This window comes from Pseudomonas yamanorum (genome assembly GCF_013386765.1).
Taxonomy (GTDB): Bacteria; Pseudomonadota; Gammaproteobacteria; order Pseudomonadales; family Pseudomonadaceae; genus Aquipseudomonas; species Aquipseudomonas yamanorum_A.
This window is the reverse complement of the sequence record NZ_JACARE010000003.1, coordinates 152,390-167,801: the sequence shown is the minus strand read 5'-3', so window position 1 is coordinate 167,801 and position 15,412 is coordinate 152,390. Positions and strand designations below refer to the sequence as shown.

The following is a 15,412-nucleotide window of genomic DNA, read 5'->3' as shown; positions in this document are numbered from 1 at the left end:
CAACCTACAAGGCCGCGTCGATTTTCTTGGCTGCGTCGTCGCTCACCCATGCGTGCCAGACTTCAGGATGTTCCTTGAGGAAAATTTTCGCCAGTTTTGGTGATTCAATTCGCTCTTTGGCCATGCGGCCCAGGTTCTGGTTCAGCAGGTCGATAGGCAGGTTGACCTTTTCCAGCACGGCCACCAATTCCGGCGCTTGCTCGTGGAAGGTCTTGGACAGACCGACCTTGATGCTCACGCTTTTATCCACACCGGGCTTTTCTTCGAGTTTGACCAGGTCCACCTGGCCCATCAGCGGGGTGGGCGACCAGTAGTAGAACAGGATCGGCTCGCCGCGCTTGTAGCTCGACAGCACTGCCGCATCCAGCGCCGGTCCGGTGCCTGGACGGAAGTTGGTGTAGGTGCTTTCCAGGCCATAGCTTTTCAGCATTTCGCTGTTGTCCAGCTCACAGGTCCAGCCGGCCGGGCAGTTGTAGAAGCGGCCCTTGGACGGTTCTTCCTGGTCCTTGAACACCGAGGCGTATTTGGCCAGGTCGGCGATGTTTTTCAGGTCCGGCGCCTTGGGTTCCAGCTTGCGCTTGGCATCGCCTTCGATCACGTAGCGCGGCACGTACCAGCCTTCAACCGCACCTACCACCGGAGCGCCGACACCGACGACTTTGCCGGCCTTCTCGGCCTTGTTCCAGACTTCGCTGCGGCCAACCCACTCCTCGGCGAACACCTGGATGTCGTTGCTGCTCAGGGCGTTCTCCATGGTGATGGAGTTGCCCGGCAGGCTATCGGTTTTGCAGTCGTAGCCTTTTTCCAGCACGGTTTGCAGGATGTCGGTGAGCAACATGCCGCTTTCCCAGTTCAGGCCGGCGAATTTCACCGGTTTGCCGGATTCGCACCAACCCGCCGCCTGAGCGCCAGCAGAAGCCAGCAAGCCTGCAGAGAACAAAGTGGCCAGCAGGGTCTTATTCATTTTCATTGTTGTGACGCTCCCAATCTTGAAATGGATTACGGCAGTCAGTAGGCATCCTGCCCTGTCCACGTCCCATCAGGCCTGTGCAACCAGCCCGTTTGTCGTTGGTGCAGCGCCCTGCTCTACCGGCAGGATCAGGTGTTCAGGTATTGCGCTGTGCCACTTTTTGGCGGCCCAGTAGTAAAGCGCAGCCGGCACCACCAGGCCGATGATCCAGGAGATATCGGTGTCGCCGAGGCTGGCAACCAGTGGTCCGGTGTAGAAATGCGTGGAGATGAACGGCATCTGGATCAGCACGCCGAACACGTAGATGCTGATGCCCATCACGTTCCAGCGACCGTAGCGGCCGTCGGGGTTGGACAGTGCCGGAATGTCGTAGCGCTCTTTGGTGATGCAGTAGAAATCCACCAGGTTGATCGCGCTCCAGGGCGTGAAAAACGCCAGCAGGAACAGGATGAACGCGGAGAAATCCTTGAGGAACGAGTCCTTGCCCAGCAACGCCAGCGCAGCGGCAATCGACACCATCACGAAGATGTACAACAGGCGCGTGCCACTGCCGATATGCCGGCTGCCACGGAAGCCACTGATGATGGTCGCGATCGACATGAAGCTGCCGTAGGCATTCAGGGTGGTGACGGTGACCTTGCCGAAGGCGATGCTGAAATACAGCAGCGCCGCGACGATCCCGGTGCCGCCCAGGCCGACGATGAATGACACTTCGTGGTGAGCGAATTGCGAGCCGGCCAGGGCCGCTGCAAACACACCGAACACCATCGACGCCTGCGCACCGATCACCGAACCGAGACCCACGGCCCAGAAGGTTTTCGAAGCCTGGGTGCTGCGCGGCAAGTAACGCGAGTAGTCCGCCACATAGGGGCCAAACGCGATCTGCCAGGACGCCGACAGGGAAATCGCCAGCAGGAAACTGCTGAGAGAAAAATGCTTGTTGCCCAGCAACGCACCGATGTCGTTACCGGCCAGCAACTTGTAGAACAGGTAGACGAAAGCCACCACACCCAGCACGCTGGCAACCCGGCCAATGCCGTGAATCACCCGGTAGCCGAAGATCGTGAACACCATGATCAGCCCCGCGAACAGCACGATGCCCACCCAGTCCTCAACATGGAGCAACTGCGCCACCGCCTGCCCCGCCAGCAACGAGCCGCTGGCAGAAAAACCGATGTACATCAGGCACACCAGCACCAGCGGGATCACCGCGCCATACACGCCAAACTGCACGCGGCTGGAGATCATCTGCGGCAAGCCCAGTTGCGGGCCTTGCGCCGCATGCAGCGCCATGACGCCGCCGCCCAGCAGTTGACCGATCAGCAGACCGATCAACGACCAGAACACATCACCGCCCAGCACCACGGCCAGGGCCCCGGTGACAATCGCGGTGATTTGCAGGTTGGCACCCAACCACAGGGTGAACTGACTTAACAGACGGCCGTGTCTTTCCGCTTCCGGGATGTAGTCGATCGAACGCCTTTCGATCAACGGGGTGCTGCTTGCACGAGCGTCATTTACAGCCATTGTTGTTCAACCTCTGATGGATTGTTCTGCATGCGGATTGCTCTTCTGTGGGAGCTGGCTTGCCTGCGATGGCATCACCTCGGTCTTACTGACAAACCGAGTCGCCTGCATCGCGGGCAAGCCCGGCTCCCACAGGAACCGAGCCGGTCTTTATTTGATCATCGGCAGGTTCAGGCCCTGCTCTTTGGCGCAGTCGATCGCGATCTGGTAACCCGCATCGGCATGACGCATCACCCCGGTGGCCGGGTCGTTGTGCAGCACGCGAGCGATACGCTCGGCGGCTTCGTCGGTACCGTCGCAGACAATCACCATGCCCGAGTGCTGGGAGAAGCCCATGCCGACACCGCCGCCGTGGTGCAGCGAAACCCAGGTGGCGCCGCTGGCGGTGTTGAGCAAGGCGTTGAGCAGTGGCCAGTCGGACACGGCGTCGGAACCGTCCTGCATCGACTCGGTTTCACGGTTGGGGCTGGCCACCGAGCCGGAGTCGAGGTGGTCGCGGCCGATCACGACCGGTGCCGACAGCTCGCCGCTGCGCACCATTTCGTTGAACGCCAGGCCCAGCTTGGCGCGCTGGCCCAGGCCAACCCAGCAGATACGTGCCGGCAGGCCCTGGAAGCTGATGCGCTCGCGGGCCATGTCCAGCCAGTTATGCAGGTGGGCGTCGTCCGGGATCAGCTCTTTGACTTTGGCGTCGGTCTTGTAGATGTCTTGCGGGTCGCCCGACAGCGCAGCCCAACGGAACGGGCCGATGCCACGGCAGAACAACGGACGGATGTAGGCCGGTACGAAACCCGGGAAGTCGAAGGCGTTTTCCACACCTTCTTCCTGCGCCATCTGACGGATGTTGTTGCCGTAGTCGAAGGTCGGGATGCCTTGCTTCTGGAACTCGAGCATGGCTTTGACGTGCACGGCCATGGACTGTTTGGCAGCCTTGATCACGGCGGCCGGTTCGGTCTTGGCGCGGGCGCGGTATTCGTCCCAGGTCCAGCCGGCGGGCAGGTAACCGTTGAGCGGGTCGTGGGCGCTGGTCTGGTCGGTGACCATGTCCGGGCGCACGCCGCGCTTGACCAGTTCCGGCAGGATTTCAGCAGCGTTGCCCAGCAGGGCGATGGAAATCGCGCGGCCTTCCTTGGTGTATTTGGCGATGCGCGCCAGGGCGTCGTCGAGGTCAGTGGCTTGCTCGTCGACATAACGGCTGTTCAAGCGGAAGTCGATGCTGACCTGCTGGCATTCGATGTTCAGCGAGCAGGCACCGGCCAGGGTCGCGGCCAATGGCTGGGCGCCGCCCATGCCGCCGAGGCCGGCGGTCAGGACCCAACGGCCCTTGAGGTCATCGTTGTAGTGCTGGCGACCGGCTTCGACGAAGGTTTCGTAGGTGCCCTGCACGATGCCCTGGCTGCCGATGTAGATCCAGCTGCCGGCGGTCATCTGGCCGTACATGGCCAGGCCCTTGGCGTCGAGTTCGTTGAAGTGTTCCCAGCTCGCCCAGTGCGGCACCAGGTTGGAGTTGGCGATCAGCACGCGCGGGGCATTGCTGTGGGTCTTGAACACGCCGACGGGCTTGCCGGATTGCACCAGCAGGGTTTCGTCGTCATTGAGGTTGGTCAGGCTTTCGACGATCTGGTCGTAGCATTCCCAGTTGCGCGCGGCACGGCCGATGCCGCCGTACACCACCAGTTCTTTCGGGTTTTCGGCAACCTGTGGGTCGAGGTTGTTCATCAGCATGCGCAGCGGCGCTTCAGTCAGCCAGCTTTTGGCGGTCAGCGTATTGCCGCGTGCGGCACGGATTTCAACGTCACGGTACTTGGTAGGCTTGGTCACAAAAAATTCCTCAACGATCAATGCGCGAACATGATTGGTGCGAAGAGGATGTCCATGGACTCTTACGCACACATCTTTACTTGTACATACAAGCATATGCAATCAAGCGGCCAACTTTGCGCGCACGGTTTGAAGAATTTTCCGGGATGAGGGTGAAAGCCTTGGAAAATAAGGCTTCGCTGGTTGATGAATTTTCTTACAGGGGATTTTTACAGCGCGGGAGACTTGTCACCGAGGCAGTGCTTTGCGCCATGCTGGGGCGTTCGGTAACAAGTTGGTGCGGGGGCTGGAAACAGTTTCCAGCGTCGCTGGAGATCAACTGTGGGAGCTGGCTTGCCTGCGATAGCGGTTGGTCAGCCATGCATCTGCTGCTGATACACCGCTATCGCAGGCAAGCCAGCTCCCACATTTTTAACCACATGCAGTCAGTTCGATGACGCAGCAACGACCCATGACGCTGACGTCCAGCAGGCCGGTGTTACCGTCCAGTTGCAGGCAGTCGTGACGGCTCAGACGCTCACCGAGCACCTTCACTTCATCGGCCACACTGAACACCAGCACGGTGTGCGCGGCGCTGAAGAAACGCTGCGTACCGTCCATCCACTGCAACCGCGCCTGATAGCGCTGCGGTGAATAGATCAGGTTGAAATCGCGGATCGGCCCGCCGATCAATCGGCAGGACACCTGGCTGTCACCCTTGAACGGGAACGGCTGCAGCGGTAACAACCCGCGCTGTTCCTCGCCATCCACCGTGAGCACCATGCCCGAGCCTTGCAGCACGGTGATGATCCGCTGGTACCCGGCGAAGGTAGAAAACCCGCCCGACTCGGCGATATCGGCGATCGACAGGCGCCAGCCAAAACCGTCCAGGCCCTCGCCTGCATCACGGGTGATTTCTTCAGTGCTGCCGCCGCCGTTTTTCCACGGCATGCGCACGTAATCGGCGGCGCGCCAGACTTTCATCGAACTCATTTACTGAAACGTCCTTCCAGGCTATGACGGGAACCGGGGTGGATCAAACGCGCGGCGGTCACCGGCTGGCGGCCCGACCAGGTGCGGCGGCGAATCAGCAGGCATGGCTCGCTGGTTTCGATTTGCAGCAGCTTGCATTCGTCGGCGTCGGCGAGGATCGCCTCAACTACGTGCTCGCCTTCGGTCAGCGGCGCCACCTGGTTGAGGTAGGCATATGGCGTTTGCTGGGTGAAATCCTGCTGCAGGTATTCCGGCGCTACCAGGGCGTTGACGAAACGGTCTTCGATTTGCACCGGGATGTCGTTTTCGTAGTGCACGATCAACGAGTGGAACACCCGCCCGCCTTCGCGCATTTCCAGGGCGACGGCGCGCTCGGAACCGGCAGCTTCTTCACCGAGGGTAATGACTTTGCAGGTATGACGATGGCCGCGGGACGCGATCTCGTCGGCAATGTTGTGCACTTCAAACAGCGCCGACTGGCTCTTGGGCTCGGCGACAAACGTGCCCACGCCTTGCATGCGCACCAGCAGGCCTTCGGCGGTCAACTCACGCAGGGCGCGGTTGATGGTCATGCGGCTGAAGCCCAACTGGTTGACCAGTTCGCTTTCCGACGGCACGCGGTAATGAGGCGGCCAGTTGCCGTTGAGAATCTGCTGGCTGATCATCTGTTTGACACGGGCATACAAGGGCGCCGGACTTTCGTCCATGTGGGCAGCCAGTGAAGACTTGGCGGGCGGAGTCGGCACAGGGAATCCTTGCAGGTGAAAAAGAAGCATAGCTTGCCGGAGTTTACCGAGCAGGCAAACGTCTGTATATGTATATACAAATAAACACACGACCGGGGTGCCTTAATCATGTCCGCTTTCTTTGCCGAACGCGCGCTGCTGCCTAATGGATGGGCCAATGATGTACGTCTTGAAGTCAGCGCCGACGGCCTGCTGACCAAGGTTGAGCCCAACGCCAGCGCAGACGGTGCCGAACGGCTCAGGGGGCCGGTGCTGGCGGGCATGCCGAACCTGCATTCCCACGCGTTCCAGCGGGCAATGGCCGGGCTGGCGGAAGTGGCCGGCAACCCGAACGACAGTTTCTGGACCTGGCGTGACTTGATGTACCGGATGGTCGGCAAGATCAGCCCCGACCAACTGCAGGTCATCGCGCGCCAGCTGTATATCGAGATGCTCAAGGCCGGCTACACCTCGGTGGCCGAATTTCATTATGTGCACCACGACGTCAACGGCCAGCCCTATGCCGACCCGGCGGAGCTGTCGCGGCAAATCAGCCAGGCAGCCGCCAGCAGCGGCATCGGCCTGACCTTGCTGCCGGTGCTGTACAGCCATTCCGGTTTCGGCGGCCAGGCACCCAATGAAGGCCAGCGGCGCTTTATCAACAGCGCCGAGAATTACCTGAACCTGCAATCACGCCTGCAACCGATCCTGGCCGCACAACCGGCGCAGCAACTGGGCCTGTGCTTCCACTCGCTGCGTGCGGTCACGCCACAGCAGATCAGCGAAGTACTGGCCGCCAGCGACAAGGCGTGCCCGGTGCATATCCATATCGCCGAGCAGCAAAAGGAAGTCGACGACTGCCTGGCCTGGAGCGGCCAGCGTCCGCTGCAATGGCTGTATGACCATGTTGAAGTGGATCAGCGCTGGTGCCTGGTACACGCCACCCACGCCAATCCGGAAGAAGTGACATTGATGGCCAAGAGTCGGGCGATTGCCGGGCTGTGCCTGACCACTGAAGCCAACCTGGGCGACGGGATTTTCCCGGCGGTGGATTTCCTGGCCCAGGGTGGGCGCATGGGGATTGGTTCCGACAGCCACGTATCACTGAGCGTGGTGGAAGAATTGCGTTGGCTGGAATACGGGCAGCGTCTGCGGGACCAGCGGCGTAACCGGCTGTATCGCAGCGATCAGCCGATGGTCGGGCGTACGCTGTTCGATGCCGCACTGGACGGTGGTGCCGAGGCACTGGGGCAGCCGATCGGGCGCCTGGAAGTCGGCAAGCGTGCCGATTGGCTGGTGCTGGATGGCAACGATCCGTACCTGGCGACGGCGAACGAAGACGGGATTCTCAATCGCTGGCTGTTTGCCGGCGGGGATCGTCAGGTGCGCGATGTGCTGGTCAACGGCCAGTGGGTAATTCGCGACGGGCATCACGCTGCCGAAGAAGACAGCAGCCGGGCGTTTACCCAGGTCTTGCGGGATTTGTTGGGCTGACAGACGACACATAACAAAATGTGGGAGCTGGCTTGCCTGCGATAGCAGTGGTGAATCCAACACCGCTATCGCAGGCAAGCCAGCTCCCACATTGGAATGGCAGCGCTCTTCAGTTACTGCGAAGTCTTCGCCATCTGCTTGTCCGACGTCCGCCAGATCAACCGGGTAGTGTCATACCCCTGTTGCCGCGCCCTGCTCAGCAGGTCTTCGCGAGTGTCGGCACTGACTGTCGGCGTGCGGGACAACAACCACATATAGCGCCGGCTCGGGCTGCCGACAATGGCGGTCTTGTAGTCATCGCTGATGTACAACACCCAGTAATCGCCCTTGGTCACGCCCGGCAGAAGCGCGGTGAACCAGTTATTGAATTCCACCCAGAGCTTGTCGGTCCTGCCGGCAACTTGCGGCGTGGCCGTGCCCTTGGCTTCCTGCCACTTCCACTCCGGCGTCAGGCAGCGGTTGAACACCGACATATTGCCATCGGGCAGCAGCGTGTAACGGGCTTCGGACTGCGCGCAATTGCGCTGGAAGTACATCGGCAAACGGGCCAACTCATACCAGGTGCCCTGGTAACGCTTGAGGTTGACGCTGCCAACCGTCTTGGGTTGCAGATCATCGCCAGAATGGCTGGCGCAGCCCGCCAAAAACAGGCTGGCGCAGAGGTATAGAACGAAACGCATCATGTTGTTTTTCTCCCGCAGGCTTTCGCCCCGGTTTACTTCAGGCCTTGCCCGGAAAAAATCAGTACTTTGTCACCGGCGTATTGCACGCTGATAAAGCTGTTTTTATCGCCCCAGGTGCAACTGGACATACCCAGCGCGCCAGAACAATCAGTCGGCTTGCCCAACAACGACTCCACCTCGGCCTTGGGCATGCCGGCCGACAGTTTTGCGTAATTTTCTTGAGTGACCTTGCTGCAAGCGGCCAGAAGCACGCAAAACGACAACAGGGCGAGACGGCGTAACGACATGGAAAAACTCCTGGAGAGACGAAGCAGCTTGGGGGTCTGCCAGAAGCTTAGAAGGGAAAAGGGGTGTCTGGTTCCCGATGGGGGGTGGTATTTCTTTTTTCAATCCAGCGACTTTATTCGGGCTTAAAAAATGGGTGCGTTTCGTCGGATGACAGCGGCAATAAACCACTGCAATGTCACGAAGGACCAAATAAAGACTAAAATCAGTCCTATCTTCGAGAAAGGATCGTCCCGTGAAACTCTCATCCCAGATCAAACCCATCAGCTACTTGAAAAGCCACACTGCAGAGATCGTCAAAAATTTAACTGAAAGCCGTGAGCCACTGGTAATCACCCAAAATGGTGAGGCCAAGCTGGTTGTGATGGACGTGAAAAGTTTTGAAGAACAAGCAGAAACCATGGCCCTGTTGAAGCTTCTAGCCTTAGGTAGCCGACAAATTGAATTGGGCCAGTTTCAAGACATGGAGGACGTGTTCGCGGAACTGGACAAGGACGATGAACAATGAGTTTCAACGTTGTAATCCTTCACTCCGCCAAAAACGACCTCAAGGAAATTAAGTCCTATCTGATCCGACAGTTCTCTGCAGCGTCATGGCAACAAACCTACGACACGTTGAAGCAAGCTCTTCGTCGCCTGGAAACCCAGCCTTATGCCGGATCCATACCCGAAGAACTTGAAAAGCTCCATCTCGGCCGCTACGGACAGACTGTGTGCGGGATGAATCGGATCATTTATGAGATCCAAGATAAAACCGTTTACGTCCATATCATTGCCGATACACGGAAAAGCTTTCAGGCGTTACTGCTGAAAAGCCTTATTCAATAAACAAAAAAGCCCCGAACTGCTGAAAGCATTCGAGGCTTTTTGCTTACCGCAAAGACTTACGCCTTGTGGTAACCGGTCACACGCTCAACTTCTTCCTTCGAACCCAGGAACACCGCCACGCGCTGGTGCAGGCCTTCAGGCTGGATGTCGAGGATGCGCTGGTGGCCGTCGGTGGACGCACCGCCCGCCTGCTCCACGAGGAACGACATCGGGTTGGCTTCGTACATCAGGCGCAGTTTGCCCGGTTTGGACGGCTCGCGGCTGTCACGTGGGTACATGAACAGGCCACCACGGGTCAGGATGCGGTGCACGTCGGCAACCATCGCAGCCACCCAACGCATGTTGAAGTTCTTCTTCAACGGGCCTTCCTCGCCTTCCATCAACTCGTTCACGTAGCGCTGTACCGGAGCTTCCCAGTGACGCTGGTTGGACATGTTGATGGCGAATTCCTGGGTAGTCGCAGGAATGGAGATGTCTTCGTGGGTCAACACGAAGCTGCCCATTTCACGGTCCAGGGTGAAGCCCTTGACGCCGTCGCCCAGGGTCAGCACCAGCATGGTCTGCGGGCCGTAGATCGCGTAACCGGCAGCCACCTGCTCGGTGCCCGGCTGCAGGAAGGCCTTTTCATTCAGCGCTTCGTTCTGGCTCAGGTATTCGTTCGGGCAACGCAGTACCGAGAAGATGGTGCCGACCGGTGCGTTGATGTCGATGTTCGAAGAACCGTCCAACGGGTCGAATACCAGCAGGTAAGCGCCTTTCGGGTATTTGCCCGGGATCTGGTAGGCATTGTCCATTTCTTCGGACGCCATGCCGGCCAGGTGACCGCCCCATTCGTTGGCTTCGAGCAGGATTTCGTTGGAAATCACGTCGAGCTTCTTCTGTACTTCGCCTTGTACGTTTTCAGTGCCCATGCTGCCCAGGACACCACCCAGCGCGCCTTTGGAGACGGCGTGGCTGATTTCCTTGCAAGCACGCGCCACCACTTCGATAAGGAAGCGCAGATCGGCAGGCGTGTTGTTGCTGCGGGTCTGCTCGATCAAATAGCGACTCAGGGTAACGCGGGACATGGAAGGCTCCGGAAATAGGGGGCTAAAAACCCGCGCAGTTTAACGCGAGTCGGGGCGTATTTCCTCATATGAGAGGATTTAAACCCAATAGAGTTCATGGACTTTATTTAACGTGCCACCGGCGGCTTGCGCAGCAAACTGTAGGCCATGGCCCCCAGTGCCGCCACACCGAGCAGCAGCACGGCCCAGAGACCGAGTTTTTTCCAGTTCGGCCCGGTATCAACAGTGGCCACAACCGCAGGCGAAGTCACCACTGCCTCGCCCGCCACTTTCGCCTGCCCAAGCCCCGCGAGGCGCTCGGCGCTGTAATCCGGAATCAACGTCGACAGCGGCAAGTTCGCACCCTTCACCGACGGGTTGCCCAACGCCAAAGTGAACGGTGGTTCGCCCCGCGCAAGGAACACCAACTGCGTGGCCCGAACCGCAAAGCTCAAGGCCGGTGCCTCCACACCGAGACCGCCGCCGCGCTCGTCCACGTCGAGTTTGAGCTGAGCAACGGCCTGGCCCGGCAACTGCAATTCGTTCTGCAGAACATCCTGGCCATTCTGCGTCAGCCGGTAAAGCAAACCGCTGCTCAAGGGCTGCCAGGCCTGATTGCTTTCCCGGCGACCCGACAAGGTGACTGGCGCGAGGCTGTTGGGTTGGCTCAAATCAATACGCAAACGTTCGACGTTCAGCGCATTGGGCAACTGCCAGCTGTATTCGCCGGCCTTGAGACGGCTGCCCGACAAAGGCTGCGACCACACCAGCGGCAACGGCAAGCTATGGGCATTGACGCTTTCCAACTGCGCCGACGTCAGCGCCGGTGCGGCCTGGCCTTTCCACAGCAGGCGCAGATAACGCGCCGATTGCCCCGGCAAACTCACTTCATGCTGCTCGACGCGCTCGTCGGCAAACGATAGCCGCGCCACCTGCCCTTCGCCCCAGGAGCGCCAGTGCTGCAAGTCGTCGCTGGCTTCGATGCTGAAACGCTGGAAGCCGTCGCGTTCGCTGGTCCAGTCGAGAATCAGTTGCTGCAACGGGGCCTTGATCGCACTGGCATCGAGCAGCCAGCCGCGCAGGACTTCTTCGCCGGCCTCCAACTGGCTGGGCGGCTGCACCTGCACCAGCGTGCCCGTGGATGTGGATTGCACGCGTACGCTGGGCACGGTCTCAGTGGAGTCGGCCGCGGCGTACAGTGGAAACCACTTCACGTTGGCCAGGCTGCGGCTTTCGGTGCTTTGCGCCGACTGCCGCGCCAGCGCGTAAGCCTGGGGCTCGCCGGCGGCGTTGAACACCCGCACGTCATTCAGGTCAGCCTGACGGGCGCTCAACTGCACCACCAGCGGCAGTTCCAGGCGGTACCACGGGCCTTCGCCGCTGACCGTCAGCGGCACCCGCGTGGTGAAGTCGGCGGGGGTTTCCTGGGCCCAGGCCGAACACGTTGTGCACAACCCCAACAGCACCACACTCAGCTTGCCCATCAAGAGGCCACTCCTTCAGATTCAACCACCGGCTCGGGACGCTTGGGCGGCAACGGGGCGAAATAGCCCACCACCAGCAACAGCCCGCCCACACCGATAAACGATACGATCCGCGCCAGCCCGCCGCGGTTGCTCAGTTCGACGAAGAACAATTTGGCGACCACCACCGCGATCAACACGGCACCGATCAGCCACACCTCGCGCCGATGACGCAGATGGCCACCGATCATCAGGCTCAGGGCAATCAGGGTCCAGACGATCGACAGCCCGGCCTGTACCAGCATCGATTCCAGCAGCGCATCCAGATGGAACGGCACGCCACCCCAATGGTGAGCCGTGCGCATCACCAGGGCGGTGAAGAAGGCGAACAACGACACACCGGCGACCGCCTGGGCGATCAGTTCGGCGCGTGGCCCACGCTGGGGTGCGGCGCTGCGGGACCACAGGTACACACCCAGCAGCGCGAACAGCAATCCAATATCCAGCGGATTAAGCAGCGGCACATACGGCAGCGGTTCGGCGGTGCCGTCGCTGAAGATATTTGCCAGCCAGAACCAGCCAAGCATCAACACCGCCAACGGCAACGCGGCATACAACCGGTACTCGCGCGGGTACGCCGACACCGGCCATGGCCAATTGCGCGGCACAGCGGCCAGCACCAGGTACAGGCTTGGCAGAATCGCCCAGCCCAGCCAGCGCCAGGCGTTGTATTCCTCGGACAGCAGTAACAGGCCGTAGCGCAGCTCCAGCGCCAACACGCCAATCAGCATCCAGCAGCCGAGCACATGGGCGGCGCCCAAGGCTTTTTCCGGGATGACCAAGGCCAGGCGCCGCAGCGAAACGAAGTGCACCGCAAACACCGCCGCCCACGCCAGCCAGGCGAAATTTGCCGCCGGGTGATAACGCGAGTCCCATGAGCCCAGCAACACCACGCCGGCCGCCGGCATCAACAACGCGCACAGCAAGCCCAGCGACGCCCATTGCAGCCTCAGGGCCAACACCGCCCAGATCGCCACACTCACCGCCGCCACTGCCAACAGCCAGGTACCTTGCAGCGTCGAGGGCGCAAAACGTAGCACTTCACTGACCAACGCCAGCGTCCACCAGGCCGCGCCCCACACCAGCAGCACGTCGGACAAGCGCTGCAGACTCAACGCCTCGAACACTGGCGCATGCGGCCGACGCTGCAAACGCCAGGCACCGACCAGCGCCGCCAGCCCAAGCACCATCGGCGTCCAGAAGCCGCTATGGCCCAGGGGACGCAGGCCTTCGCTGGTCAGCGGCCCGAGCAAGTCCGGCACCGCGATCAGGAACGAAGCGCCGCCGATCACCTGCAGCAACAACCCGAAGACAAAACTGACGCGCTGTTGCAGATACAGGCTCAGCCAGATGATCAACAAGCCACTGGCCGCCCACACGCCGCTGGCGGTCTCCCATGGCAGCACGAACAGCACCGCCAGATTGATCAACACCAGCCCGGCCAGCAGTACTACCGACAAGCCACGCAACAACCGCACATCGCTGCGCACCATGCTGTCCCGCGCGGCCAGCAGCATGCCGCCGATCAACGCCAGACCTATCAGCGAAGCGGTGAGCAACCCGCTCCAGCCGGCACTGAACACCGCGCTTGAATCAGCACCCGCCTGCAGGCGCAGCAGGAACAGCGCGCCACCCAACAGTTGCACGGCAAACGCGGTGAAGAGGAACGTACGCGAGCCGATGCGCAGGCCCACCAGCAAGGTTGCAAGGCCCGCGACAGCCCAACTGATTGCGGTGCCTTGGGTCAACAGCAGCAACGGCGCAAGCAGGTACAAGAAACCCAGGCCGACACTGGCCAACACTGGCAAGCCGCGACGCTCCCAATTCGCCGCTTGTTCAACCGAGGCTTTGCGCAGTTGAGAGAAACTGAACAGCAATGCCGCGCCCAGCAACAACGCCCCCAACGGTGCGCCATCCAACAGGCTGGTTTCGCCAACCCGCAACTCGCTGAGGAACGCCAGCGCCGAGCCGACTTGCAACAGCAAGCCAAACGCCCGCGCCAGAGGCCGCTGCTGACGCAGGCCGAGCCAGAAGATCCCGGCGCCTTCCACCGCCCAGGCCGCTGCGGTCCAACGTGCGTCGAGGCCCAGTGGGATCGCCAGGCTGGCGAAGATCACACCCAGGGCCAGGCAGGTTTCCGCCAGCAGCAAGGCGCGCCCGCCACTCAGCAAACGGGCCAGGCCCATGTAGATAATGCCCAGGGCCAGCGCGCTGAACGCAGCGGCAAACTCCAGGTGCTGCACCAGCGCAAACTGCAACCCGAAGCCCACCACCGGCGGACCGAACAGCATGCTGCCGTCGACATAATCGCCCTTGGCCGCCGACCAGCGCAGCAGCGCGCCACGGCTGTCATCCTGCGGCGCATCGCTCATCTCCAGCAATTTGCGCCGGGCGAACAACAGGCCGATGCAGAGGTACATCAGGAAGAACAGAATCAGGAACGGCTCGGTGCTCCACAACAATTCGGGTGTGTAGGAGCGCATACCCCAGGCGAAGCCGATACCGAAGGTGCCGACGAATCCGATCAGGTTGAGCAGGCGCCAGGCCTTGAACCAGGCGATGGCGAGTATGCCCGCGTTCAGCAGGGCGAAATAGCTGAACAGCGCCACATGGTTGCCAGCGCCGGTGGACGTGAGGATCGGCGCCGCAAAACCGCCGAGGGCAGCGGCGCAGGCCAGGCCGAGGGCGTCCTGGGTAATGGCCAGGATCGCCGAAAAAACCGTGACCGCCACCAGCAGACCGAGGGCGGCACCGGGATCGAGCAGCGGGTGCAGGCGCATGGCCGCGAACACCGTCAGGTACAGCACGGCGATGCCGGTACCTTGCAGCATCAACCCGTAGTTGCTGTTGCGCAGCCGCAGCCACCAGCCCAGGCCCAGCAAGGCCAGCGCACAGCCGGCAACGCCCGCATAACGCAGCTCGATCGGCACCACCATGCCTTCAGTGGCATAACGCAGCAGGAATGCCAGGCCGAGGAACAACAGCACCACTCCGACCCGCAAAACGGTGTTGCCACCGAACAGCCAGTTGCGTGCGCCACTGATGGCGCGCTCGATGAGATTGGGGCCACGGGGCACCGCTGGCGCGGCGGGCTGTTCAGGGATGCTGTCGCTCGGTTCGGCCCTCCAGACGTCAGCCGGCAATGGCTGGCTGGGCTCGGCCGCTACCGTTGCGTACGCAGGTTCCAATTCGGCGGGTAATTCCCAGACGAGTTCGGGCGACGCCGTTACCGGCAGCGGCTCTTCGACAAGGATAGGTTCGGGGGTTTCAACGGCAGCCGGCCTTTCCAGCAAGGCCAGACGTTGCTCCACCCCTTTCAGGGCGTTGCGGGCAGACTCCAACTGACGGCCTTGCTCCTCCGTGCGCGAGGCGAGCATCGACAGGCGGATCGCCTGGCCAATGCCCAAACCGAGGAGCGCACCAATGCCCGCATCACTGAACGACTCGTCGAGTGTCCAGCCGAGCACCAGGCCAATCAGCATGAAAATCCATTGCATGGTCGATATCCCTAAGCAGCCCGAAGCGGGCAAACCGAGGC

Annotated in this window: 13 protein-coding genes; 3 read left to right on the top strand and 10 right to left on the bottom strand. The window is 61.1% G+C overall.

The features are described from left to right. Nucleotides 1-4 precede the first annotated feature (4 nt). The 5 genes from HX875_RS01420 to hutC all read right to left on the bottom strand — a co-directional run bounded on the left by HX875_RS01420 (nt 5) and on the right by hutC (nt 5,997). Nucleotides 5-970, bottom strand: a complete 966-nt coding sequence (locus tag HX875_RS01420) for an ABC transporter substrate-binding protein (protein WP_177041057.1) — start codon at nt 968-970, stop codon at nt 5-7. A gap of 69 nt (nt 971-1,039) precedes the next feature. Continuing rightward, a complete protein-coding gene (locus HX875_RS01415; RefSeq protein WP_177041056.1) occupies nt 1,040-2,497 on the bottom strand; it encodes a purine-cytosine permease family protein in 1,458 nt (485 codons plus the stop codon). Nucleotides 2,498-2,647: 150 nt separating this feature from the next. Then, a complete protein-coding gene (gene hutU / locus HX875_RS01410; protein WP_177041055.1) occupies nt 2,648-4,318 on the bottom strand; it encodes a urocanate hydratase in 1,671 nt (556 codons plus the stop codon). Nucleotides 4,319-4,729: 411 nt separating this feature from the next. After that, the gene (locus HX875_RS01405) at nt 4,730-5,290 is read right to left on the bottom strand and encodes a HutD/Ves family protein (RefSeq protein ID WP_177041054.1); all 561 of its coding nucleotides are present in this window, start codon (nt 5,288-5,290) and stop codon (nt 4,730-4,732) included. Then, complete coding sequence (hutC, locus tag HX875_RS01400) at nt 5,287-5,997, bottom strand: histidine utilization repressor (protein ID WP_003217980.1); 711 nt, start codon at nt 5,995-5,997, stop codon at nt 5,287-5,289. The genes HX875_RS01405 and hutC overlap by 4 nt, the downstream gene beginning before the upstream one ends. A gap of 147 nt (nt 5,998-6,144) precedes the next feature. Here hutC and HX875_RS01395 point away from each other — a divergent pair, with 147 nt between their 5' ends. Then, complete coding sequence (locus tag HX875_RS01395) at nt 6,145-7,509, top strand: formimidoylglutamate deiminase (protein WP_177041052.1); 1,365 nt, start codon at nt 6,145-6,147, stop codon at nt 7,507-7,509. Between the two features lie 113 nt (nt 7,510-7,622). On the opposite strand, the gene HX875_RS01390 is transcribed toward HX875_RS01395, so the two are convergent. Continuing rightward, nucleotides 7,623-8,192: a lipocalin family protein gene (locus tag HX875_RS01390; RefSeq protein WP_177041051.1), complete on the bottom strand. Its 570-nt coding sequence runs from the start codon at nt 8,190-8,192 to the stop codon at nt 7,623-7,625. 32 nt (nt 8,193-8,224) lie between these two features. Then, the gene (locus HX875_RS01385; RefSeq protein ID WP_003217986.1) at nt 8,225-8,479 is read right to left on the bottom strand and encodes a hypothetical protein; all 255 of its coding nucleotides are present in this window, start codon (nt 8,477-8,479) and stop codon (nt 8,225-8,227) included. A 233-nt stretch (nt 8,480-8,712) separates the two neighbouring features. Between HX875_RS01385 and HX875_RS01380 the strand changes: the two genes are divergently transcribed. Together HX875_RS01380 and HX875_RS01375 are read left to right on the top strand one after the other, a co-directional pair. Continuing rightward, entirely contained in the window at nt 8,713-8,985 is a 273-nt protein-coding gene (locus tag HX875_RS01380) for a type II toxin-antitoxin system Phd/YefM family antitoxin (protein ID WP_177041050.1), read from the top strand. Further along, on the top strand, nt 8,982-9,305 hold the full coding sequence (locus HX875_RS01375; protein ID WP_177041048.1) for a type II toxin-antitoxin system RelE/ParE family toxin: 324 nt from the start codon (nt 8,982-8,984) through the stop codon (nt 9,303-9,305). The genes HX875_RS01380 and HX875_RS01375 overlap by 4 nt, the downstream gene beginning before the upstream one ends. A gap of 56 nt (nt 9,306-9,361) precedes the next feature. Here the strand turns inward: HX875_RS01375 and HX875_RS01370 are convergent, their stop codons facing one another. The 3 genes from HX875_RS01370 to HX875_RS01360 form a co-directional block, all read right to left on the bottom strand. Continuing rightward, nucleotides 9,362-10,372 (bottom strand): class 1 fructose-bisphosphatase, encoded by a 1,011-nt coding sequence (locus HX875_RS01370; RefSeq protein ID WP_177041047.1) that lies wholly within the window; start codon nt 10,370-10,372, stop codon nt 9,362-9,364. 107 nt (nt 10,373-10,479) lie between these two features. After that, a complete protein-coding gene (locus tag HX875_RS01365) occupies nt 10,480-11,835 on the bottom strand; it encodes a DUF3999 domain-containing protein (RefSeq protein WP_177041046.1) in 1,356 nt (451 codons plus the stop codon). Next, nucleotides 11,835-15,371, bottom strand: coding sequence for a DUF2339 domain-containing protein (locus tag HX875_RS01360; RefSeq protein WP_177041045.1), 3,537 nt, complete (start codon nt 15,369-15,371; stop codon nt 11,835-11,837). The genes HX875_RS01365 and HX875_RS01360 overlap by 1 nt, the downstream gene beginning before the upstream one ends. Nucleotides 15,372-15,412 lie beyond the last annotated feature (41 nt).